The 22,345-nt window shown below is 72.7% G+C and carries 17 protein-coding genes; 14 read left to right on the forward strand and 3 right to left on the reverse strand.

What is annotated here, in order from left to right:
- Positions 1–103 precede the first annotated feature (103 nt).
- The 5 genes from ACZ407_RS14455 to ACZ407_RS14475 are packed head-to-tail and all read left to right on the forward strand — an operon-like array spanning position 104 to position 8,381.
- Positions 104–1,798, forward strand: coding sequence for a diaminobutyrate--2-oxoglutarate transaminase family protein (locus tag ACZ407_RS14455; protein WP_468128529.1), 1,695 nt, complete (start codon positions 104–106; stop codon positions 1,796–1,798).
- A gap of 26 nt (positions 1,799–1,824) precedes the next feature.
- Positions 1,825–3,708 carry an IucA/IucC family protein gene (locus tag ACZ407_RS14460; protein ID WP_468128380.1) on the forward strand — a complete coding sequence of 628 codons (1,884 nt, stop codon included), beginning with the start codon at positions 1,825–1,827 and terminating at the stop codon, positions 3,706–3,708.
- Between the two features lie 17 nt (positions 3,709–3,725).
- Positions 3,726–4,469, forward strand: a complete 744-nt coding sequence (locus ACZ407_RS14465) for a GNAT family N-acetyltransferase (protein WP_468128381.1) — start codon at positions 3,726–3,728, stop codon at positions 4,467–4,469.
- Between the two features lie 59 nt (positions 4,470–4,528).
- Complete coding sequence (locus tag ACZ407_RS14470; protein WP_468128382.1) at positions 4,529–6,373, forward strand: IucA/IucC family protein; 1,845 nt, start codon at positions 4,529–4,531, stop codon at positions 6,371–6,373.
- A gap of 37 nt (positions 6,374–6,410) precedes the next feature.
- The gene (locus ACZ407_RS14475; RefSeq protein WP_468128383.1) at positions 6,411–8,381 is read left to right on the forward strand and encodes an ATP-dependent DNA helicase; all 1,971 of its coding nucleotides are present in this window, start codon (positions 6,411–6,413) and stop codon (positions 8,379–8,381) included.
- Between the two features lie 137 nt (positions 8,382–8,518).
- Here the strand turns inward: ACZ407_RS14475 and lexA are convergent, their stop codons facing one another.
- Positions 8,519–9,310 (reverse strand): transcriptional repressor LexA, encoded by a 792-nt coding sequence (gene lexA / locus ACZ407_RS14480; protein ID WP_468128384.1) that lies wholly within the window; start codon positions 9,308–9,310, stop codon positions 8,519–8,521.
- Positions 9,311–9,842: 532 nt separating this feature from the next.
- Between lexA and nrdR the strand changes: the two genes are divergently transcribed.
- The 9 genes from nrdR (at position 9,843) to ACZ407_RS14525 (ending at position 19,277) form a co-directional block, all read left to right on the forward strand.
- On the forward strand, positions 9,843–10,355 hold the full coding sequence (nrdR, locus tag ACZ407_RS14485) for a transcriptional regulator NrdR (protein ID WP_468128385.1): 513 nt from the start codon (positions 9,843–9,845) through the stop codon (positions 10,353–10,355).
- A 178-nt stretch (positions 10,356–10,533) separates the two neighbouring features.
- Positions 10,534–13,410 carry a vitamin B12-dependent ribonucleotide reductase gene (locus tag ACZ407_RS14490; RefSeq protein WP_468128386.1) on the forward strand — a complete coding sequence of 959 codons (2,877 nt, stop codon included), beginning with the start codon at positions 10,534–10,536 and terminating at the stop codon, positions 13,408–13,410.
- A gap of 156 nt (positions 13,411–13,566) precedes the next feature.
- Positions 13,567–14,310 (forward strand): DUF2071 domain-containing protein, encoded by a 744-nt coding sequence (locus tag ACZ407_RS14495; protein ID WP_468128387.1) that lies wholly within the window; start codon positions 13,567–13,569, stop codon positions 14,308–14,310.
- A 138-nt stretch (positions 14,311–14,448) separates the two neighbouring features.
- Complete coding sequence (locus ACZ407_RS14500) at positions 14,449–15,270, forward strand: arylamine N-acetyltransferase family protein (RefSeq protein WP_468128388.1); 822 nt, start codon at positions 14,449–14,451, stop codon at positions 15,268–15,270.
- A gap of 33 nt (positions 15,271–15,303) precedes the next feature.
- Positions 15,304–15,909 carry a YdbC family protein gene (locus ACZ407_RS14505; protein WP_468128389.1) on the forward strand — a complete coding sequence of 202 codons (606 nt, stop codon included), beginning with the start codon at positions 15,304–15,306 and terminating at the stop codon, positions 15,907–15,909.
- 86 nt (positions 15,910–15,995) lie between these two features.
- The gene (locus tag ACZ407_RS14510) at positions 15,996–16,655 is read left to right on the forward strand and encodes a histidine phosphatase family protein (RefSeq protein ID WP_468128390.1); all 660 of its coding nucleotides are present in this window, start codon (positions 15,996–15,998) and stop codon (positions 16,653–16,655) included.
- A gap of 11 nt (positions 16,656–16,666) precedes the next feature.
- The gene (locus tag ACZ407_RS14515; protein WP_468128391.1) at positions 16,667–17,572 is read left to right on the forward strand and encodes an ADP-ribosylglycohydrolase family protein; all 906 of its coding nucleotides are present in this window, start codon (positions 16,667–16,669) and stop codon (positions 17,570–17,572) included.
- Positions 17,573–17,875: 303 nt separating this feature from the next.
- Complete coding sequence (locus ACZ407_RS14520; protein ID WP_468128392.1) at positions 17,876–18,577, forward strand: ribonuclease HII; 702 nt, start codon at positions 17,876–17,878, stop codon at positions 18,575–18,577.
- A 58-nt stretch (positions 18,578–18,635) separates the two neighbouring features.
- Positions 18,636–19,277: a hypothetical protein gene (locus tag ACZ407_RS14525; protein ID WP_468128393.1), complete on the forward strand. Its 642-nt coding sequence runs from the start codon at positions 18,636–18,638 to the stop codon at positions 19,275–19,277.
- Positions 19,278–19,331: 54 nt separating this feature from the next.
- Here ACZ407_RS14525 and ACZ407_RS14530 read toward each other — a convergent pair whose 3' ends face one another.
- Positions 19,332–19,961 (reverse strand): hypothetical protein, encoded by a 630-nt coding sequence (locus ACZ407_RS14530; RefSeq protein WP_468128394.1) that lies wholly within the window; start codon positions 19,959–19,961, stop codon positions 19,332–19,334.
- Positions 19,962–20,175: 214 nt separating this feature from the next.
- Positions 20,176–22,335: a RecQ family ATP-dependent DNA helicase gene (locus ACZ407_RS14535; RefSeq protein ID WP_468128395.1), complete on the reverse strand. Its 2,160-nt coding sequence runs from the start codon at positions 22,333–22,335 to the stop codon at positions 20,176–20,178.
- Between the last annotated feature and the right edge of the window lie 10 nt (positions 22,336–22,345).

A 22,345-nucleotide genomic window follows, 5' to 3' on the forward strand; every position in this document is an offset into this window, starting at 1 on the left:
ACGTACGGGGGAACGCGCGGGCAGCGTCCTTGTTCGATGAGCAATCCATGCGGGAGGACCGAGAGTAGTGGGCTTGACCGAACAGGCAGCTGCAGCAACACGGGTGGGCGCGGCGGCGGACGGGGCCGGGGGACCCGAGGCCATCCTGCGCCGCCAGTCCCTGCGCGAGTCGTCGGCCCGCACCTACGCCCGCTCCCTCCCGATCGTGCCGGTGCGCGCCCGCGGTCTGACCATCGAAGGAGCCGACGGCCGCCGCTATCTCGACTGCCTCTCCGGGGCGGGCACCCTGGCCCTCGGCCACAACCACCCGGTGGTGCTGGAGGCGATCCGCAAAGTCATCGATTCCGGCGCCCCGTTGCACGTCCTCGACCTGGCCACCCCCGTCAAGGACGCCTTCACCACCGAGCTGTTCGCCTCCCTCCCCGCGTCGCTGGCCGAGCACGGACGGGTGCAGTTCTGCGGCCCGGCCGGCACCGACGCCGTCGAAGCGGCCCTGAAACTCGTCCGCACCGCCACCGGCCGCTCCGGCCTGATGGCCTTCACCGGCGCCTACCACGGCATGACCGCCGGAGCCCTCGACGCCTCTGGCGGGGCCGGGGAGGTCCGCGTCACCCGGCTCCCCTACCCGCAGGACTACCGCTGCCCGTACGGGGTGGGCGGGGCCGAGGGCGCCGAACTCGCCGCCCGCTGGACGGAGAGCCTGCTCGACGACCCCAAGGGCGGGGTGCCCACCCCCGCCGGAATGATCATCGAACCCGTGCAGGGCGAGGGCGGGGTGCATCCCGCCCCGGACGCCTGGCTGCGCCGGATCCGCGCGCTCACCCGCGAACGCGGCATCCCCCTCATCGCCGACGAGGTCCAGACGGGCGTGGGCCGCACCGGAGCCTTCTGGGGGGTCGACCACGCCGGTGTGGTCCCCGACGTGATGGTCCTGTCCAAGGCCATCGGCGGCAGCCTGCCGCTCGCGGTCGTCGTCTACCACGAGGACCTGGACACCTGGCAGCCCGGCGCCCACGCCGGCACCTTCCGCGGCAACCAGCTCGCCATGGCCGCCGGCACCGCCACCCTGGCCTACGTGCGCAGCAACGGCCTCGCCGACCGCGCCGGCGCCCTCGGCGCCCGCATGCTCTCCTCCCTCCGCACCCTCGCCGCCGCGCACCCGTGCCTCGGCGACGTCCGAGGCCGCGGCCTGATGATCGGCCTGGAGCTGGTCACCCCGGAGGGAGCCCCACCCCTCCCGCACACCCCCTCCCCGAGGTCCGCCGGATCAGGGGACGTGCCGGGGTCGGGGCTCGGCTCGGTGCCGGGGTCGGGGCCCGGGCTGGAGCACGCGTGGGAGCTTCAGTCGGCCACGTCAGCGGCGCCCCCGCCGGCAGCACCCGAGGCCCTGGCCATGCCCGGACCGTCGGGGACAGCCGGCGCCGGACGCGGACCTGGATCCGGGGCCGGGATCGGCGTCGGGGTGGGCGATGGGACCGGGGACAGGACCGGGCCCAGGACCGGGGCCCTGGGCCCGTCCGCGCCCGCGGCAGCCGCAGCACCCCAGCCCCCGGCGGCCGGTGCCCGCAGGCCGGCGCCCGCCGATCCGGTGCTGGCCGCCCTCGTGCAGGAGGAATGCCTGCGGCGAGGGCTCATCGTCGAGCTCGGCGGACGGCACTCCAGCGTGGTCCGGCTGCTGCCCCCGCTGACCATCACCGACGAACAGGCCGCGGCCGTGCTCGACCGGCTGGCCGATGCCATCGCCGCCGCCGAGCGCCTCCGGCACCACGCGCGACCCGGCGACCACACCGTGCACTGAACCGGACACTCCTCGAGGAAGCCCCCGTGAACTCCAGCCCCGCACCCGAACCGCCCCCCGCCGAAGGCCACTCCCAGACCCCGCAGGCCCAGCCCGACGCCGCGCCCCCGGCGACCGTCCCCCGCCAGAAGGACGGCATCCCCCGCCTCCGCCCGCCGGCCCCCGCTGCCGCCCCGGGCACCGCCGAGGAACTGCCCGACCTCCTCGACCACCGGGACCCGGCGATCGCCGCCGAAGCGGCCGCCGTCGAGAACCTGCTCCGCTGCTGGGTCCGCGAGAACGACCTGCCCCGCCCCGAGAGCACGACGCTGCGCATCCCGCTCGCTGCCTCCGGAACCGCGCTCCTCACCCCGGTCCGCTACTGGTCCGCCGCCGGGTGGCACCGATTCGCCCCGCCCCGCCTCGAATGCGCCCCGCCCGAAGCCCCGGCGCTCGACGCCGTCACCCTCGCCGGGCTCCTCGTCCGCGAAGGCGGTGCCCGGGGCGGCGCCGACCTGGTCGGCAGGGTCGCCGACTCGGTCCGCCGCACCGCCGTGTTCATCGCCGACCGGCGCCGCCACCCCGACGACCCGGCCGGCTCGGATCCCTTCCTCACCGCTGAACAGTCCCTTCTGCTCGGTCACCCCCTGCACCCCACCCCGAAGAGCCGCGAGGGACTCTCCGAGGCCGAAGCCCGCCTCTACTCACCCGAGTTGCACGGCTCCTTCCCCCTCCACTGGACGGCCGTCCACCCCTCCGTCCTCGCCACCGACTCCGCCTGGACCGAGAGCGGCCGCACCGTCCCCGCCGCCCAGCTCCTCGCCCGGCTCGCCCCGGGACTCGCCGTTCCCGAGGGCACCACCCCCCTTCCGCTGCACCCCTGGCAGGCCCGCGACCTCCTGCACCGCCCCGCCGTAGCCGCCCTGCTCGACGCCGGCCTGCTCCACGACCTCGGCCCCCACGGGGACCCCTGGCACCCCACCTCCTCCGTCCGCACCGTGCACCGCCCCGGCGCCCCCGCCATGCTCAAGCTGTCCCTCGGCCTCCCCATCACCAACTCCCGCCGCGAGAACCTCCGCAAGGAGCTCCACCGCGGGGTCGAGGTGCACCGGCTGCTGCGCTCCGGCCTCGCCGACCAGTGGCAGGCCGCCCACCCCGGCTTCGACATCGTCCGCGACCCCGCCTGGGTCGCCGTCGACACCCGCGACGGGGAGCCCGTACCCGGACTCGACGCCCTGCTCCGGCACAACCCCTTCGGTCCCGCCGACGACGCCGTGTGCATCGCAGCCCTCACCGCCCCGCGCCCGTGGCCCGGACGCGACACGGTGACCTCCCGGCTCGCCGACACCGTCGCCCGCCTCGTCGCCACCACCGGCCGCCCCGCCTCCGCCGTGGCCACCGAGTGGTTCCTGCGCTACCTCGACCAGGTCGTCCTGCCCGTGCTCGCCCTCGACGCCCTCGCCGGCATCGCCCTCGAAGCGCACCAGCAGAACACCCTGGTCCTCCTCGACCGGGCCGGATGGCCCGCCGGCGGCCGCTACCGCGACAACCAGGGCTACTACTTCCGCGAGTCCCACCGCGAGGAACTCGACCGCCGGCTCCCCGGCATCGGCTCCGCCAGCGACACCTTCGTCTCCGACACCGTCACCGACGAGCGCTTCGCCTACTACCTCGGCATCAACAACGTCCTCGGCCTCATCGGCGCCTTCGGCTCCCAGCGCCTCGCGGACGAACGCCTGCTGCTCGCCGCCTTCCGCCGCTTCCTCGGCAAGGTCTCCGGCCTCGGCCCCCTCCCCGCCCTGCTGCTCGAATCGCCCACCCTGCGCTGCAAGGCGAACCTCCTCACCCGGCTCCACGGCCTGGACGAACTCGTCGGCCCCGTCGACACCCAGTCCGTCTACGCCACGCTCACCAACCCCCTCCACGACTGACGTTGAGAAGAGCCCACATGCCCCCCATCGACGCGGGACCCGAAACCGGCGCCCCGTACACCGGATACTCCTGCGAGGACACCCTCGACCTGCGGCTCCCGGGAGAGCTCCTCTCCCTCCTCGCGGCCGAACCCGACCCGGCAGCCCTGCGCCCGGGCAGCCCCGAGAGCCTGCCCTTCCTCGCCGAGGCCGACCTGCTGGACTCCCCGGCCGGATGGAACGCGGTCGCCACCCCCGCAGGCGTCTTCCAGCTCGCCCCCGTCCGCATCGACCGGGACCTGGAACTCCTCACCGGTTGGATGAACGACCCCGCCGTGGCAGCCTTCTGGGAGCTCTCCGGACCGGCCGCCGTGACCGAGGCGCACCTGCGGGAGCAGCTCGAAGGAGACGGCCGGAGCATCCCCTGCCTGGGAGTCCTCGACGGCACGCCGATGAGCTATTGGGAGATCTACCGGGCCGACCTCGACCCGCTCTCCCGGCACTACCCGGCGCGCCCCCACGACACGGGTATCCACCTGCTGATCGGAGGCTCCACGGACCGCGGACGCGGCCTCGGAACACTGCTGCTCCGTGCCGTGGCCGACCTCGTGCTCGACAACCGTCCCCGCTGCACGCGCGTCGTCGCCGAACCGGACATCCGCAACACCCCCTCCGTATCAGCCTTCCTGAGCTCTGGTTTCCGCTTGTCGGCGGAGATCGACCTCCCCGAGAAGCGCGCTGCCCTGATGATCCGTGAGCGGGCCCTGCGCACCCTTCTCTGACGCTCTCCGTACCTGCTCAACGCCGCTCTCCGCAGCCGAGTTCCCACCCGAGGAGTCCCGTGCCGAATTTTCCAGCCAGCCCCGACTCCGCCGTGCCCGCCGAGCCGCCCGCCCCGCAGACCCCGCCCGAACTGAACGGCCCCGCCTGGCAGTCCGCCGGCCGCCGCCTCCTCGCCAAGATGATCGGCGAGTTCGCCTACGAGGACATCCTGCAGCCCCGGGCCGACCCCTCCGGCACCGACGCCTGGACCCTGCCCCTCGACGACGGGTCCGTCCTCGGCTTCCGGGCCCGCCGCCGCTCGTACGACAGCTGGCAGGTGGACCCCGGCACCCTCACCCACACCCCGGCCGGGGACGCCTCGGCCGCTTCCGCCGCCTTCACCGACCCCTTCCGGTTCGTCGTCCTGGCCCGGCGGATGCTCGGCCTCGACGGGGCCACCCTCGGCCACCTCGTCCGCGAGCTCGGCGCCACCCTCAGCGCCGACGCCCGCCTCGACCACACCGCCCTCACCGCGGACGTGCTCGCCGACCTGGACTACGCCGCACTGGAAGGCCACCAGACGGGCCACCCCTGGCTGGTCCTCAACAAGGGCCGGCTCGGCTTCTCCGGCGCCGACGCCGCCGCCTGGGCCCCCGAGGCCCGCAGCCCGCGCCGGCTGCCCTGGCTCGCCGCCCACACCTCCATCGCCGGCTACCGCGGCACGGCCGGGCTGGAGGAGGCCGGCCGCCTGTACGCCCGCGAGCTGGACCCCGTCACCCGCGCCGCCTTCGACCGCACCCTGCGCGAACGGGGCCTCGACCCGACCGCCTACCTCTACCTCCCCGTGCACCCCTGGCAGTGGGACGAGGTGGTCCTGCCCCTCTTCGCGTCCTCCCTGGCCTCCGACGCGCTGGTGCCGCTGCCCGCCGATCCCGACGTACGCCTCCCGCAGCAGTCGATCCGCACCTTCCTGAACCTCTCCCGGCCCGAGCGGCACAGCGTCAAGCTGCCGCTGTCCGTCTTCAACACGCTCGTCTGGCGCGGCCTGCCCACCCGGCTGGCCCGCGCCGCCCCCGCCGTCACCGCCTGGGTGCACTCCGTCCGGGACGCCGACCCCTTCCTGCGCGAGGAATGCGGGGTGATCCTCCTCGGGGAGGTGGCCTCGGTGACCGTCGCGCACCCGGTGTACGAGGAGCTGCCCGAGGTCCCGTACCAGTACAAGGAGCTGCTCGGCGCGATCTGGCGCGAGCCGCTGACCGGGCTGCTGGCCCCGGGGGAGCGGGCCCGGACCCTCGCCTCGCTGCTCCACACCGATCCCCGGGGGCGGGCCTTCACCGAGGAGCTGGTCGCCCGCTCCGGCCTGGCCCCCGCGGTCTGGCTGCAGCGGCTCTTCGCCGCCCTGCTGCCGCCGCTGCTCCACTTCCTCTACCGCTACGGCACGGTCTTCTCCCCGCACGGGGAGAACGCCATCGTCGTCTTCGACGAGCACGACGTGCCGGTCCGGCTGGCGGTCAAGGACTTCGTCGACGACGTCAACGTCAGCGAGGAGCCCCTGCCCGAACGGGCGGCGATGCCCGACGAGGTCCGGGAGGTGCTGCTGACCGAGCCCGCAGGCTTCCTGCCGCAGTTCATCCACTCCGGCCTGTTCGTGGGGGTCTTCCGCTACCTCTCCGCGATCTGCGAGGACCGCCTCGGGTTCCCCGAGCACGCCTTCTGGTCCCTCGTCCGCGAGGAGATCCTCCGCTACCAGGCCCGCTTCCCCGAGCTCAAGGAGCGCTTCGAGCTCTTCGACCTGCTCGCCCCCCGGATCGGCCGCCTGTGCCTGAACCGGAACCGGCTGTACACGGATGGTTACCGCGACCGGCCCGAGCGCCCGCACGCCGTCGTGGCCGGAACCGTACCCAACCCCCTGCACCGGCCGTGAGTCGTTGTCAGCGGGGCCGCGTAGGGTTGACGGTGCTATGACGAAGCCCTCCCTCCCCGACCTGCTGCACGCCGCCGTCTCCGCCGTCGGCGGTACGGAGCGGCCCGGCCAGGTGGCCATGGCCGAAGCGGTCGCCGAAGCCATCGACGACAACTCCCACCGCCTCATCCAGGCCGGCACCGGCACCGGTAAGTCCCTCGGCTACCTGGTGCCGGCCCTGGCGCACGGCGAGCGGGTGGTCGTGGCCACCGCCACGCTCGCCCTCCAGCGGCAGCTGGTCGAGCGCGATCTGCCCCGCACGGTGGAGGCGCTGCACCCGCAGCTGCGCCGCCGCCCGCAGTTCGCCATGCTCAAGGGCAGGTCGAACTACCTGTGCCTGCACCGGCTGCACGAGGGAGCGCCCCAGGACGAGGAGGAGGGACTCTTCGACCAGTTCGAGGCCGCCGCCCCGACCAGCAAGCTCGGCAAGGACCTGCTGCGCATGCGGGACTGGGCCGACGAGACCGAGACGGGCGACCGCGACGACCTCACCCCGGGCGTGTCCGACCGTGCCTGGGCCCAGGTCTCCGTCTCCTCGCGGGAGTGCCTGGGCGCGACGAAGTGCCCGTACGGGGCCGAGTGCTTCGCCGAGGCCGCCCGCGAGCGGGCGAAACTGGCCGATGTCGTGGTCACCAACCACGCCCTGCTCGCCATCGACGCGATCGAGGGGGCGCCCGTGCTCCCGCAGCACGAGGTGCTGATCGTCGACGAGGCGCACGAGCTGGTGTCCCGGGTCACCGGCGTGGCCACCGGCGAGCTCACTCCCGGGCAGGTCAACCGTGCGGTGAAGCGAGCGGCGAAGCTCGTCAACGAGAAGACCGCCGACGAGCTCCAGACCGCCGCCGAGGGGTTCGAGCGGCTGATGGAGCTGGCCCTCCCCGGCCGGCTCGAGGTGATCCCCGAGGACCTCGGCTACGCCCTGCTCGCCCTGCGCGACGCCGCGCGGAACGTGATCTCGGCCCTGGGCGCGACCCGGGACAAGTCCGTCCAGGACGAGGACGCCGTGCGCAAGCAGGCCCTCGCCTCCGTCGAGAGCATCCACGCCGTCGCGGAGCGGATCACCCAGGGGTCCGAGTACGACGTGGTCTGGTACGAGCGGCACGACCGCTTCGGAGCCACCCTGCGCGTCGCCCCCATGTCCGTGTCCGGCCTGCTGCGAGAGAAGCTCTTCTCCGAGCGTTCCGTGGTGCTGACCTCGGCCACCCTCAAGCTCGGCGGGGACTTCAACGGGGTGGGCGCCTCCCTGGGCCTGGCCCCGGAGGGCGTGACGGGGGAGGACCTGCCGGTGTGGCGGGGCCTGGACGTGGGCTCCCCGTTCGACTATCCGAAGCAGGGCATCCTCTACGTCGCGAAGCACCTGGCCACGCCCGGCCGGGAGGGTTCGCGCGGGGACATGCTGGACGAGCTCGCGGAGCTGATCGAGGCGGCCGGCGGCCGGACCCTCGGCCTGTTCTCTTCGATGCGCGGGGCCAAGGCTGCCGCCGAGGAGCTCCGCAGCAGGCTGGACGCTCCCATCCTGCTGCAGGGGGAGGAGACGCTCGGAGAACTGATCAAGGCCTTCGCCGCCGACCCGAAGACCTGCCTCTTCGGCACGCTCTCGCTGTGGCAGGGCGTGGACGTGCCGGGGCCCAGCTGCCAGCTGGTGGTCATGGACCGGATCCCGTTCCCGCGTCCGGACGATCCGCTGATGAGCGCCCGGCAGAAGGCGGTGGAGGAGGCCGGGGGCAACGGTTTCATGGCCGTGGCGGCCACCCACGCGGCACTGCTGATGGCCCAGGGGGCGGGCCGGCTGGTCCGGGCCGCGGGGGACCGGGGTGTGGTCGCGGTGCTGGACCCGCGGCTGGCCACGGCCCGCTACGGCGGCTTCCTGCGGTCCTCCCTGCCCGACTTCTGGTACACGACGGACCGGAACCAGGTCCGGAAGTCCCTCGCCGCGATCGACACCGCGGCGAAGGCGGACGGCCGCTAGGGCCGACCCGGGCAGGCGGCCGACGCGGCAGGCCTGGGGAGTGCGGACCCAGGCAGTACGACCTCAGGGGATACGGACAGAGCAGGACCCCGGGACCGGCGCAGTGGGTCCCGGGGTCCGGTCTTGGGTGACGGGGCTCAGACCCGTCGCAGCACGGCCACGACCTTGCCGAGGATGGTCGCCTCGTCGCCGGGGATCGGCTGGTAGGCGGCGTTGTGCGGGAGGAGCCAGACGTGGCCGTCCTCGCGCTTGAAGCGCTTCACGGTGGCCTCGCCGTCGAGCATCGCGGCCACGATGTCGCCGTTCTCTGCGACCGGCTGGCGGCGGACCGTGACCCAGTCGCCGTCGCAGATGGCTGCTTCGATCATGGAGTCGCCGACGACCTTCAGCACGAAGAGCTCTCCGTCACCGACCAGCTGGCGGGGCAGCGGGAACACGTCCTCGACGGACTCCTCCGCCAGGATCGGCCCGCCGGCGGCGATCCGGCCGACCAGCGGCACGTACGAGGCGGCCGGCTTGCCGGTGGTGTCGGTGGGCTGCGAGCTGGGCTGGTCCGAGCCGCGCACCTCGTACGCACGGGGGCGGTGCGGGTCGCGCCGCAGGAATCCCTTGCGCTCCAGGGCCATCAGCTGGTGGGCCACCGAGGAGGTGCTGGACAGGCCCACGGCCTGGCCGATCTCGCGCATGGACGGTGGGTAGCCACGCCGCTGCACGGAGTCCCGGATGACCTCGATCACCCGCCGCTGCCGGTCCGTGAGCCCCGAACTGTCCGCGCGGATGCCGGGCGGGCGCCCGGGCAGGGAGCGTGCGGGCCGTACGCCCTCGGCCTCCGGGATCATGGGTGCCTCGCTCATGGCGTGTACCGGCTCGAGTCGGCCCTGGGAGCGGTTCTGGGCAGTGATGGTGGCACTGTCTGCGGTGGTGGTCACGTCGGCCCCTCTCGACTTGTTCTCCCTGGCTGGACAACGGTAGTAGCTTTCGAAAGGTTGCGCCAAACACACGTTCGAGTGAAAAAGCGGATTTCACCGACCGTGATCACGGTGTGAGGTGTATGGCGGCCGCCGAGGCCGCCGGTCCGAACGCAGGTTCGGTGCCGGAACCATTACTTACGGTACCCTTCCCGCGCGGATCGCGGCGGGCGGACACGGCTCCGGCCCGGGGTGCCGCGCAGGCGTCCGACGGGCTCCCGGCGGGCTTCCGGTCCGGCGCGGACGGGTCCCAGCCTGGCAGGAGGACCCCCTGTATCCGGCCAGTACGCCGCGCGACACGCTGGGGTGTGTCAATCCACTCCAACCCAAGATCTAGTGGTTGGATGGCCGCGGCTACCCAGAAGTTGTGTTCCCCGGTCTGCCGGGACCCACGACATCGCATATGCTGGTGGCTGCTTCGAGAGCCCTGGCAGTGAACTGCCGGGATGGTTCCGAAGCAAGTCAGTCGTGCCATGAGGGAGGGTCCGGAGCCATGCACTGCCCCTTCTGCAGGCACCCCGACAGCCGCGTCGTCGACAGCCGTACGACGGACGACGGCACGTCGATCCGCAGACGCCGCCAGTGCCCGGACTGCTCCCGCCGTTTCACCACGGTGGAGACCGCGTCGCTGATGGTGATCAAGCGAAGCGGAGTGACCGAGCCCTTCAGCCGCACCAAGGTCATCTCCGGCGTGCGCAAGGCCTGCCAGGGCCGGCCGGTCACCGAGGACGCCCTCGCCAAGCTCGGCCAGCGGGTCGAGGAGGCGGTGCGGTCCACCGGAAGCGCCGAGCTCACCACCCACGACGTGGGCCTGGCCATACTCGGTCCGCTGCAGGAGCTCGACCTCGTCGCGTACCTGCGCTTCGCGTCCGTCTACAAGGCGTTCGACACCCTCGAAGACTTCGAGGCCGCGATCACGGAGCTTCGTGAGCAGCGGCCCGCCCTCGACGGGTGCGAGCCCGGCGCGACCGCCCAGGTCCCCGTGCCCGCGCCCGCCTCCGACTGATCCGGCCGGCCGCAGCGCGGCCGGGCAGGAGGAGCCCCCCACCACCCGGCGGGAAGCCGGGAAGACAGACCTGCCCGCAGGGCTCTGCCCCGCGGGTCACAAGCCAGATCAGACACACACCGTGCCACGGAATTCGCGGGCACATCAGGGCGTTTTTGCCCGTATATGGGAGGACGGCATGACAGAGACGGCGAGCGGTCCGGCACGTGGTTCCCGCGCCAAGGGGTCCAAGGCTGCGGGCAAGGGCCTGCGCATCGAGCGCATCCACACCACCCCCGGCGTGCACCCGTACGACGAGGTGGTCTGGGAGCGCCGTGACGTCGTCATGACCAACTGGCGCGACGGCTCGGTGAACTTCGAGCAGCGCGGCGTCGAGTTCCCCGACTTCTGGTCGGTGAACGCGGTCAACATCGTCACCAGCAAGTACTTCCGCGGCGCGGTCGGCACCCCGCAGCGCGAGACCGGTCTGAAGCAGCTGATCGACCGGATCGTGAAGACCTACACGAAGGCCGGCGAGGACCACGGCTACTTCGCCTCCCCCGCGGACGCCGAGATCTTCGAGCACGAGCTGACCTACGCCCTGCTCCACCAGATCTTCAGCTTCAACTCGCCGGTCTGGTTCAACGTCGGCACCCCCCAGCCCCAGCAGGTCTCCGCCTGCTTCATCCTGGCCGTCGACGACTCCATGGAGTCGATCCTCGACTGGTACAAGGAAGAGGGCATGATCTTCAAGGGCGGCTCCGGCGCCGGCCTGAACCTCTCCCGCATCCGCTCCTCCAAGGAGCTCCTCTCCTCCGGCGGCAACGCCTCCGGCCCGGTCTCCTTCATGCGCGGCGCCGACGCGTCCGCAGGAACGATCAAGTCGGGCGGCGCCACCCGCCGCGCGGCCAAGATGGTCGTCCTCGACGTGGACCACCCGGACGTCGAGGACTTCATCGAGACCAAGGTGAAGGAAGAGGAGAAGATCCGCGCCCTGCGCGACGCGGGCTTCGACATGGACCTGGGCGGGGACGACATCACGTCCGTCCAGTACCAGAACGCCAACAACTCCGTCCGCGTGAACGACGAGTTCATGACGGCCGTCGAGAACGGCACCGAGTTCGGCCTGCGCGCCCGCATGACCGGCGAGGTCATCGAGAAGGTCGACGCCAAGGCGCTCTTCCGCAAGATGGCCGAGGCCGCGTGGGCCTGCGCCGACCCGGGCATCCAGTACGACGGTGTGATCAACCACTGGCACACCTGCCCCGAGTCCGGCCGCATCACCGCGTCGAACCCGTGCAGCGAGTACATGCACCTGGACAACACGTCCTGCAACCTCGCCTCGCTCAACCTCATGAAGTTCCTCAAGGACGACGGCAAGGGCAACCAGTCCTTCGACTCCGAGCGCTTCGCCAAGGTCGTCGAGCTCGTCATCACCGCGATGGACATCTCCATCTGCTTCGCGGACTTCCCCACCCAGAAGATCGGCGAGAACACCCGCGCCTTCCGCCAGCTCGGCATCGGCTACGCCAACCTCGGCGCCCTGCTGATGGCGACCGGCCACGCGTACGACTCGAACGGCGGCCGCACGCTCGCCGCCTCGATCACCTCGCTGATGACCGGCACCGCGTACAAGCGCTCCGCCGAGCTCGCCGCGGTCGTCGGCCCGTACGACGGCTACGCCCGCAACGCCGAGCCGCACCAGCGCGTCATGAAGCAGCACGCCGACGCGAACGCGCTGGCGGCGCGCGGTGACGACCTCGACACCCCGATCTGGGCCGCGGCCACCGAGGCCTGGCAGGACGTCCTGCGCCTCGGCGCGAAGAACGGCTTCCGCAACGCGCAGGCCTCCGTGCTGGCGCCGACCGGCACCATCGGCCTCGCGATGTCCTGTGACACCACCGGTGTCGAGCCGGACCTGGCCCTGGTCAAGTTCAAGAAGCTCGTCGGCGGCGGCTCGATGCAGATCGTCAACGGCACCGTCCCGCAGGCCCTGCGCCGCCTGGGCTACCAGGAGGAGCAGGTCGAGGCGATCGTCGCCCACATCGCCGAGCACGGCAACGTGATCGACGCCCCCGGGCTGAAGGCCGAGCACTACGAGGTCTTCGACTGCGCCATGGGCGAGCGCTCCATCTCCCCGATGGGCCACGTCCGCATGATGGCCGCCATCCAGCCGTGGATCTCCGGCGCCATCTCCAAGACGGTCAACATGCCGGAGTCGGCGACCGTCGAGGAGGTCGAGGAGATCTACTTCGAGGCCTGGAAGCTCGGCGTCAAGGCGCTCGCGATCTACCGCGACAACTGCAAGGTCGGCCAGCCGCTCTCCGCGAAGAAGAAGGAGGACGAGAAGGCCGAGGTCACCGCCAAGGCGGAGGAGACCATCCGTACCGCGGTCGAGAAGGTCGTCGAGTACCGCCCGGTCCGCAAGCGCCTCCCCAAGGGCCGCCCGGGCATCACCACCTCCTTCACGGTCGGCGGCGCCGAGGGCTACATGACCGCGAACTCCTACCCGGACGACGGTCTGGGCGAGGTCTTCCTGAAGATGTCCAAGCAGGGCTCGACCCTCGCGGGCATGATGGACGCCTTCTCCATCGCCGTCTCGGTCGGCCTGCAGTACGGGGTCCCGCTGGAGACGTACGTCTCGAAGTTCACCAACATGCGCTTCGAGCCGGCCGGCATGACGGACGACCCGGACGTGCGGATGGCGCAGTCGATCGTCGACTACATCTTCCGCCGCCTGGCGCTCGACTTCCTGCCCTTCGAGACCCGGTCCGCGCTCGGCATCCACACCGCCGAGGAGCGGCAGCGCCACCTCGACACCGGTTCGTACGAGCCGATCGAAGAGGAGCTGGACACCGAGAGCCTGGCCCAGTCGGCCCCGATCGCGGCCGCCCCCGCGCCCGTGCAGGTGCAGGTGCCCGCCCCGAAGCAGGCGCACACCAACGCCGAACTGGTCGAGATGCAGCTCGGCGTGAGCGCCGACGCCCCGCTCTGCTTCTCCTGCGGGACGAAGATGCAGCGCGCCGGCTCCTGCTACATCTGCGAGGGCTGCGGCTCCACCAGCGGCTGCAGCTGACCGCGGGCGGGATCGCGTCCGCGTCGGACCTGATGTCCGGCGTGGCCCGCGCAGGTGGCTGACCAGCAGCTCACGAAGGGGACCGGCCTCGGGCCGGTCCCCTTCGCCGTGCTTACATGAGTGCGGACCACCGGTGTGCACAGGGGAGAACGCGCCATGATCAGTCCACGTCTGTCGAGCGTGATCGAGCGCCGGCTCCTGGTGAACTACCGCGTGGACCCGGCCGCAGCCGCCGCGCTGCTGCCGGCCGGGCTCCGGCCGCAGCTCGTCAACGGCTGGGCCGTGGCGGGGATCTGCCTGCTCAGGTTGGGGAGCACCCGGCCCGTCTGGGCGCCCGCGGGCACCGGGGTGCGCAGCGAGAACGCCGCCCACCGCATTGCTGTGACCTGGGACGACGAGGACGCCGAGGACGGTGAGGGGACCGGGGTCTACATCCCGCGGCGCGACAGCGGCTCCCGCCTGAACGTGCTGGCGGGCGGCCGGGTGTTCCCCGGGGCGCACGGCTCCGCCGTGTTCGAGGTGGCGGAGACCGAGGGCGAGCTGCGGGTCGGCTACGAGACGCGGGACGGCTCGACGCGCGTGCGCGTGACCGCCCGGCCGGTCCCGGAGCTGCACGGCAGCGAGCTGTTCGGCAGCCTGGAGGAGGCCTCGGAGTTCTTCCGGCAGGGCTCCGCCGGGTACTCGCCCGACCGCTCGGGCCGCCGTCTCGACGGCATGAGGCTGCGGACCGACGCCTGGCGCGTGGAGGCGGCGGTGCTGGACTCGGCCTCCTCGTCCTTCTTCGAGGACCCCGAGCGCTTCCCGCCCGGCAGCGCGCAGCTCGACAGCGCCCTGCTGATGCGCGGTGTGCCCGTGCGCTGGGAGCCGCTGGCCCCGCGGCTGCTGCCCGCCGGGTCCTGACCGGGTCCTGACCGGGTCCTGACCGGGGCTTTGCCGGGCCGGGCCGGGACTTACTCGGGGGCGTCCGGGTCGCGGCCGGGGCATGATGTGGCCGGGCGGGCGGCAGACCCCGCCTCCTGGAAACCGTACGGGGGACACATGTGGAACGGTGACGCGCTCGATCTCGACGCCTATCTCGCGAGGATCGGCTATTCCGGGGAACTCCGGCCTGACCTGGAGACGTTGAAGGAAGTACACCGCCGTCACACCCGGTCCATCCCCTTCGAGAACCTCGACGTCGCCCTGGGACGGCGCATCCCGCTCGACGTCAAGAGCCTGGAGGACAAGCTCGTACGGCAGCCCCGCGGCGGCTACTGCTACGAGCAGAACTCCCTGCTCGCCGCCGCCCTGGAGCGCATCGGCTTCGAGGTGGCGGGCCGGGGCGCCCGCAACCGCACCCGCGGGGACAGCCTGCTGCCGGTGACCCACGCCGTCCTCGTGGTCACCGTGGACGGGCTGCCCTGGCTGGCGGACGCCGGCTTCGGCGCCCAGGGGCCGCTGGAGCCCGTGCCCCTGGAGCCCGGTACCGAGGTGCGGCAGGGGGAGTGGGCCTACGCCGTCGCCCGGGAGGACGAGGGGGTCCTCGTGCTGCGCTCGCTGCGGGACGAGGAGGGCTGGCGGGACCTCTACGCCTTCGCACCGCAGCGCCTTCACCCGGTCGACTTCGAGCTCATGAACCACTACAGCGCCACCCACCCGCGGTCGTTCTTCACCGGGCGGGCCGTGGCCATGCGCTCGGCGGCGGAGCAGCGCACCGCGCTGGTGGACGGCGAACTGGTCCGGTTCCTGCCCGGGTGGCGGGCCGAGCGCGACACCGTGGCATCCGATGATGTGATCGGGCTGCTCGACCGGGAGTTCGGGATCCGGCTGCCGGAGGCGGACGCGGTGCAACTGCTTCGCACCTACTGGCCCGGACTCTGACCGCGGCCGCGCCGATCCCCGTACGATGGCGCGGTGCTGGTCAAGTGGATTCGCTGCACGGTGGTGGACCGCCGGGGGTTCGAGCGCGGACAGCGGAAATGGGCAGGGCTGCCGGGCGAGCCGGGTTTCCGGGGGCAGGGCGGCGGCTGGAGCAGGAGCCGGCAGGGGGTCGCGCACGTCTTCGCCTTCTGGGAGAGCCGGTCGTTCTACGACTCCTTCATGGCGCGCTCCCACGACCGCCTGGCGGCGGCCCAGCACGGCACGTTCACCCATGGCCGCGTCACCCTGTTCGACCACCGCTTCGACGTGAAGACCGGCTTCCAGCCGCAGTTCGCCGATGCGGACGTGCTGCGGGTCGCGCACTGCCGCGTCCGCGAGGGCCGGCTCGACCACTTCGCGCTGATGCAGGAGAAGGTGTGGAACCCGGCGATGGCGGGGTCCCCCGGGATGCTGCGCGGGCTGTTCGGCGAGGCGCCCGGGCGGGAATTCATGATCCTTTCGATGTGGGACTCGGAGGCGGAGCACGGCAAGTACCGCGAGGAGCGCATCGAGCGGCTGTCCCTGCGGGCCCAGACCGAGGCCGACATCGAGGCGCTCACCGGCGACGTCATCGACCTCGAACGCGCCTGGACGGTCTGACCGGGATGCCCGGGTCGGACCGCCGCCACCCCCGCCGACCGCCCGGGTTCCGTTCGCACGGGCGCGCGGCGTTCTAGGGTCGGACCATGGCCAGACCCAGGCGCATCGTCCTCCTCCGGCACGGGGAATCGGAGGGCAACGTCGACGACACGGTGTACGAGCGGGAGCCCGACCACGCCCTGAGGCTCACCGGGTCCGGGCGCGCCCAGGCCGCGACCGCGGGCGAGGGCCTGCGCGCGCTGTTCGGCGAGGAGCGGATCAGCGCGTACGTCTCCCCGTACCGCCGCACGCTGGAGACCTTCCGGGAACTGCGGCTGGAGCCCTCCCGGGTGCGGGTCCGCGAGGAGCCCCGGCTGCGCGAGCAGGACTGGGGGAACTGGCAGGACCGGGAGGACGTACGGCTGCAGAAGGCCTACCGGGACGCGTACGGGCACTTCTTCTACCGCTTCGCGCAGGGTGAGTCCGGGGCGGACGTCTACGACCGGGTGGGAGCCTTCCTGGAGAGCCTCTACCGCAGTTTCGAGGCGCCGGACCATCCGCCCAACGTCCTGCTGGTCACGCACGGCCTGACCATGCGGCTGTTCTGCATGCGCTGGTTCCACTGGTCGGTGGCCGAGTTCGAGTGCCTGTCGAACCCCGGGAACGGGGACTTCCGGATGCTGCTCCTGGGAGAGGACGGGCGCTACCGGCTCGACCGGCCCTTCGAGCAGTGGACCACACCCCGGCCCTACGACCTGGACGGCTAGAGTTGCCCGCGATGACCCCTGACTCCTCTCCCGACCGGCGCTACGCACGCGCCCTGGCCAGCCTGCGCGGCCTGGCGGTGGGTGACGCCCTGGGCTCCCAGTTCTTCGTCCCCGCCAACTACCCCCTGCTCAAGCGGCGGGAGCTGCCCGCCGGCCCCTGGCAGTGGACCGACGACACCGAGATGGCCTGCTCCGTGCTGGCCGTGCTCGCCGGGCACGGCCGGATCGACCAGGACGCCCTGGCCGGCTCCTTCGCCGAGCACCACGACTTCGACCGCGGCTACGGCCCCGCCGTGAACCGGATGCTCCGCCTGATCCGGGAGGGCGAGGACTGGCGCGAGCTGTCCGCCGCGCTGTTCAACGGCCAGGGATCCTGGGGCAACGGCGCCGCGATGCGCATCGCCCCGCTCGGTGCCTGGTACGCGGACGATCCCGAGCAGGCCACGCACCAGGCCGAGATCTCGGCCTACCCGACGCACCAGCACCGCGAGGCCGTGTGCGGGGCGATGGCGGTGGCCGCAGCCGCCGCGCTGGCCGCGGACCCGGCCGGACCGCCCGCTCCGGAGGCCCTGCTGGACGGCGTGATCGGACTCGTGCCGCGCAGTGCGGTCGGAGCCGGACTGCGCCGGGCCCGCGACATGCTCGACTACAGCGACGCGACGACCGTGGCGGCGGTGCTGGGCTGCGGACGGCGGACCAGCGCGCACGACACGGTGCCCTTCGCCCTGTGGTCGGCGGCGCGCAGCCTCGGCGACTTCGAGGGGGCCTTCTGGACCACCGCACAGGTCGGCGGGGACGTGGACACGACCTGCGCGATCGTCGGCGGGGTGCTCGGCGGGCGCGGGGTGCAGACCGTGCCGGCCGAGTGGCTGGAGCAGACGGAGGAGCTGCCGGACTGGGTGCCGGACGCCGTCTGAACCGGGGACTGTGAGGAAATCGGAGGTTCCGCGGCAGTAGGCGACCGAGTGGCCTGCTGATCGCGGGAGCTTCGCATACGCGATGTCCGGGTGGCCCGTGCGTCGCGCTTTTGTGCTCCTTTGGCCGAGACAGGCCTCTTTCGGGCGCCCGTCTGGGATCGTTTTCGGTGTGCTGGTGCGAACGCGTGTCGTGCGCCGGAGCGGAGTGTGACACTCCGGGCGATCCGGTACCGCCCAGTCCGCGAGAGGGGTGCCGCCCGGGGTGTCGCGGGCGGCCCGGAGCGGCGTAACCTTGCTGGCGCCATGCCCTACGAAGCACCCACTCACACCGTCGAGCGCTCCCTCCGCGCAACCACCGGCGCCAAGATCATCGCCGGGGTCGACGAGGTCGGACGGGGAGCGTGGGCCGGTCCCGTCACCGTGTGCGCGGCGATCACCGGCCTGCGGCGTCCCCCCGAAGGGCTCACCGACTCCAAGCTGCTCACCCCCAAGCGGCGCGACGCCCTGGCCGAGGTCCTGGAGAAGTGGGTCACCGCCTACGCCCTCGGAGAGGCCTCGCCCGAGGAGATCGACGAGCTCGGCATGACCGCCGCCCTGCGGCTCGCCGCAGTCCGCGCCCTGGAAGCCCTTCCGGTGCGGCCCGACGCGGTGATCCTCGACGGCAAGCACGACTACCTCGGCGCGCCCTGGCAGGTGCGCACGGTGATCAAGGGCGACCGCTCCTGCATCGCCGTGGCTGCGGCCTCGGTGATCGCCAAGGTGCGGCGCGACCGGATGATGGCCGAACTCGGCCCCGGTATCGAAGACTTCGCCTTCGCGGCCAACGCCGGCTATCCCTCGCCGGTGCACCGCGCGGCGCTGGAGGAACGGGGGCCCACCCCGTACCACCGGCTCTCCTGGGCCTACCTCGACGGTCTGCCCCGGTGGCAGCACCTCAAGAAGGTCCGCAGGAGCGAGGAATTGCTGGAACTGGAAAACGGAGGCCAACTCGGCTTCGATTTCTGATCGCACGCATGTACCACCCGCTGGTAGGACTCGTACCGGCGTTTGATAGACAACACTCATGCCTCTCATCCCCGAGGAGCCTCAGATTCACGAGAGTGCCCAGGGTCCCCGCGTCACTCCGGCCCCCGGCCGGGTCGCACAGACCCCTCGCCCCGTTCCTGGTCCGCGTCCCGCCGCCGTCCCGCGGCCCGGTCGCCCCGGTCCTTCCCCCGCAGCGGTGAACCGCGCGGGCGCCGCCCCCAGGCCCACCCCGCCGGCTCCGCGCGTGCCGCAGCAGCCCGTGGCCTCCACCCCCTCGGTCTCGGCCGCCGTGCCGCAGATCCAGCTGATCCCGGCCTCGGCCGAAGGTGCGCTGGATGCGGCCGAGGAAGCCGTCGACCTGCTGCTGGACGCCGGGCGTGCGCCCGGTGACGTCCTGGTCCTGACCACCGGCGACCCGCACCCGTGGGCCGCCCACGAGCTGTCCTTCGGCGAGGAGTCCTACTGGGCTCAGCACGCGGCCGGGGACGACGTGTTCTACGCGGACGCCGGGCAGGCCGGGCGCGCCACCGCCCGTCCGGTCGTCGTGTTCGCCGCCAACGGCGGTGCGCCCGAGGACATCGCCCGCGCCCTGCCGGCCGCCCTCGGCCGGGCCGCCGCGCTGCTGATCGTGTGCGGTGACCCGCAGCAGATCAACTCCGTACTGGGCACGACGGTCTGACGCTCTGTGGTCCCGCCGCCTCCCAGTGGCGGGACCGCCCGGCCCGGCGCCGTCTCAGCGGGCCGCCGTACGGCGCAGCGCCTCCACGGCACCGCCGCCGGTACGAGGGGTGAGTGACGCAGCGTCAAGTCCGGTGTCGCCCAGGCGCACCGGACCCGAACCCAGTCCGGGGTGACGGCCTCCGCGGCCCTCGCCCAGGACCTGCCAGCCGCCCCGGGTGAGCGTGATGTACGCACCGCAGCGCAGCCCGTGCAGGGTGCAGGCGTCGCGCAGTCCCCACATCCAGGCGCCGTCCTCCTCGGTCCACCGCTCGTCCCCGTCGCGGCAGTACAGCAGCACCGCGGTCCGTGCCGGGGTGCGCCGGCGCAGGTCGTGCGGGATGACCCGGCGCAGCCGGGACAGCAGTGCGTTGCGGTACTCCCAGCCGTCCGTGGACGCGGTCCGCTGGGTGAAGGAGGCACTGGCGACGAGGCGTTCCTCCGGGCCGAGCACGGCGATCACGGCGGTCGACAGCCCCGGCTCGTGCCGGGCGTGGAGGCCGCTGACCACCTCGCGCGGATTGCGGAGGAGCGGGATCCCGGCAGCGGCCCATTCCGAAGGCTCCAGCAGCCTTCCGTGGCGGGCGGCGGTGCTGGCGGACCCGGATATCGAGCCGGCTGAGGGCGGAGCGAATCCGAAGGCCACGGTCCTCCCTTCGGCTGCACGCCCGATGCGGGCACGGCTGAGTGACGGCGCGCCACGGCGCGGCCGTGTGACAGTGCCGACGAGCCGTGCGGGAGCACCCCAATTCTTGCGTGGCCCGTCAGCGTGCGGCAACGAGCAATTGGCTCGACCGACCGGATTCGGCCGGTATGCCGTTCATATCCTTGCCCCGCTGCGCCGCGGCCGACTCATCGGGCTACGGCTGAACCGCAAGGACCAGCGGAAACACCTCCTTTGCGCCTGCGCGGCGAAGCAGCCGTGCTGCCACGGCAAGGGTCCAGCCACTCTCCGAGCGGTCGTCGACCAGGAGGACCGGCCCCGGATTCCGCTCGAGCGCCGCCGCGAGTTCCCGAGGGACCGCCAGCACCTCGTGCAGCGCCCGTACCCGCTGGGCGCTGTTCGACGACGGCAGCCCGTATCCGGGCACCTCCGCCCCGTACACGAGCCCGCCCAGCAGCGGCATCCGGCCGACCTCCGCGATCCGCGCCGCGAGCGACCCGATCAGCACCGGCCGGGTCTGCGAAGCCACCGTGACCACGCCCACCGGCCGCTCCGGGGCGTCCGCCGCCCCCGAGGCCCAACCGCCCGGCCCGCGCGCCCAGTCGGCGAGCACGTCCACCACCGCCTTGGCAACATCGTCCGGAACCGGCTGGTCGGAAGTCTGTGCGGACAGCAGCGGACGCAGGCGGTTGCCCCAGCCGATGTCCGACAGGCGGCCCAGCGCCCGCCCGGTGGAGGCCTGTTCGCCCGCGGGGATCCGGCCCTTGAGGTCCACCCCGACCGCGGCCAGACCGGTCGGCCACATCCGGCGCGGCTCGAGCTCCACGCCCGGCCGGCCCAGCTCCCCGCGGGCCGTGGCCAGTGAACCCTCCGCCACCTCCGCCGTGTACCGGGCGCCGGCGCAGTTGTCGCAGCGTCCGCAGGGGCTCGCGCCCTCGTCGTCCAGCTGCCGGCGCAGGAACTCCATCCGGCAGCCGGTGCCCGCCGCGTACTCCCGCATGGCCTGCTGCTCCGCCGCCCGCTGCCGGGCCACCCAGGCGTAGCGCTCCGCGTCGTACACCCACGGCTCGCCGGTGGCCGTCCAGCCGCCCTTGACCCGGTGCACCGCCCCGTCGACGTCCAGCACCTTGAGCATCGACTCCAGGCGGGTGCGCCGCAGGTCCACGAGCGGTTCGAGGGCCGGCAGCGACATCGGCCGCCCCGCCCCGGCCAGCACGTCCAGGGTCCTGCGGACCAGCTCCTCCGGAGGGAAGGCGACCGAGGCGAAGTACTGCCAGATCGCCTCGTCCTCCTTGCCCGGCAGCAGCAGCACCTCGGCGTGCTCCACCCCGCGGCCCGCCCGGCCGACCTGCTGGTAGTACGCGATGGGGGAGGAGGGCGAGCCCAGGTGCACCACGAAGCCCAGGTCCGGCTTGTCGAAGCCCATGCCCAGGGCGGACGTGGCGATCAGCGCCTTGACCCTGTTGGCCTGGAGGTCCTCCTCCGCCTGCTCCCGGTCCGCATTCTCCGTCTTGCCCGTGTACGACGCGACCACGTGCCCCCGGTGCCGCAGGTACGCCGTCACCTCCTCGGCGGCGGCCACCGTGAGGGTGTACACGATGCCGGAGCCCGGCAGCTCGTCGAGGTGGTCGGCGAGCCACGCCAGCCGGTGCGCGGCATCCGGCAGCCGCAGCACCGACAGGCTCAGGCTCTCCCGGTCCAGCGGGCCCCGCAGGACCAGGGCGTCCGTCCCGGCGCCCGTGCCCAGCTGCTCCGCCACGTCCGCGGTGACCCGGGCGTTGGCCGTCGCCGTCGTCGCGAGGACCGGTACCCCCGGCGGCAGATCGGCGAGCATCGTGCGCAGCCGCCGGTAGTCGGGGCGGAAGTCGTGGCCCCAGTCCGAAATGCAGTGCGCCTCGTCGACCACGAGCAGGCCGGTCGCCGCCGCCAGCTTCGGGAGCACCTGATCGCGGAACTCGGGGTTGTTCAGCCGTTCGGGACTCACCAGCAGCACGTCGACCTCGCCCGCCGCCACCTCGCCCTGGATCGACTCCCACTCCTCCGGGTTGGACGAGTTGATGGTCCGGGCACGGATCCCGGCCCGGGCGGCCGCATCCACCTGGTTGCGCATCAGCGCGAGGAGCGGGGAGACGATCACGGTGGGCCCGCTGCCGGCCGCGCGCAGCAGCGAGGTCGCCACGAAGTACACCGCCGACTTGCCCCATCCCGTGCGCTGCACGACGAGCGCCCGCCGCTTGTCCGCGACGAGGGCCTCGATCGCACGCCACTGGTCCTCGCGCAGCCGCGCAGTGCCCGTGGTGTCCCCGACGAGGCGGGCGAGTACGGAGTCGGCCGAGGCCCTGAGGTCTGCGTTCATGCCCCCATGC

Source organism: Streptomyces sp. NPDC030809 (genome assembly GCF_055572195.1).

Excerpts from the sequence above, each read along its gene's own strand:
- ACZ407_RS14475 (WP_468128383.1), top strand. The coding sequence starts at position 6,411 with ATGACGAAGCCCTCCCTCCCCGACCTGCTGCACGCCGCCGTCTCCGCC.
- ACZ407_RS14500 (WP_468128388.1), top strand. The coding sequence starts at position 14,449 with ATGTGGAACGGTGACGCGCTCGATCTCGACGCCTATCTCGCGAGGATC.
- ACZ407_RS14525 (WP_468128393.1), top strand. The coding sequence starts at position 18,636 with ATGCCTCTCATCCCCGAGGAGCCTCAGATTCACGAGAGTGCCCAGGGT.
- ACZ407_RS14465 (WP_468128381.1), top strand. The coding sequence starts at position 3,726 with ATGCCCCCCATCGACGCGGGACCCGAAACCGGCGCCCCGTACACCGGA.
- ACZ407_RS14495 (WP_468128387.1), top strand. The coding sequence starts at position 13,567 with ATGATCAGTCCACGTCTGTCGAGCGTGATCGAGCGCCGGCTCCTGGTG.
- ACZ407_RS14535 (WP_468128395.1), bottom strand. The coding sequence starts at position 22,335 with ATGAACGCAGACCTCAGGGCCTCGGCCGACTCCGTACTCGCCCGCCTC.
- nrdR (WP_468128385.1), top strand. The coding sequence starts at position 9,843 with ATGCACTGCCCCTTCTGCAGGCACCCCGACAGCCGCGTCGTCGACAGC.
- ACZ407_RS14520 (WP_468128392.1), top strand. The coding sequence starts at position 17,876 with ATGCCCTACGAAGCACCCACTCACACCGTCGAGCGCTCCCTCCGCGCA.
- ACZ407_RS14490 (WP_468128386.1), top strand. The coding sequence starts at position 10,534 with ATGACAGAGACGGCGAGCGGTCCGGCACGTGGTTCCCGCGCCAAGGGG.
- ACZ407_RS14510 (WP_468128390.1), top strand. The coding sequence starts at position 15,996 with ATGGCCAGACCCAGGCGCATCGTCCTCCTCCGGCACGGGGAATCGGAG.
- ACZ407_RS14515 (WP_468128391.1), top strand. The coding sequence starts at position 16,667 with ATGACCCCTGACTCCTCTCCCGACCGGCGCTACGCACGCGCCCTGGCC.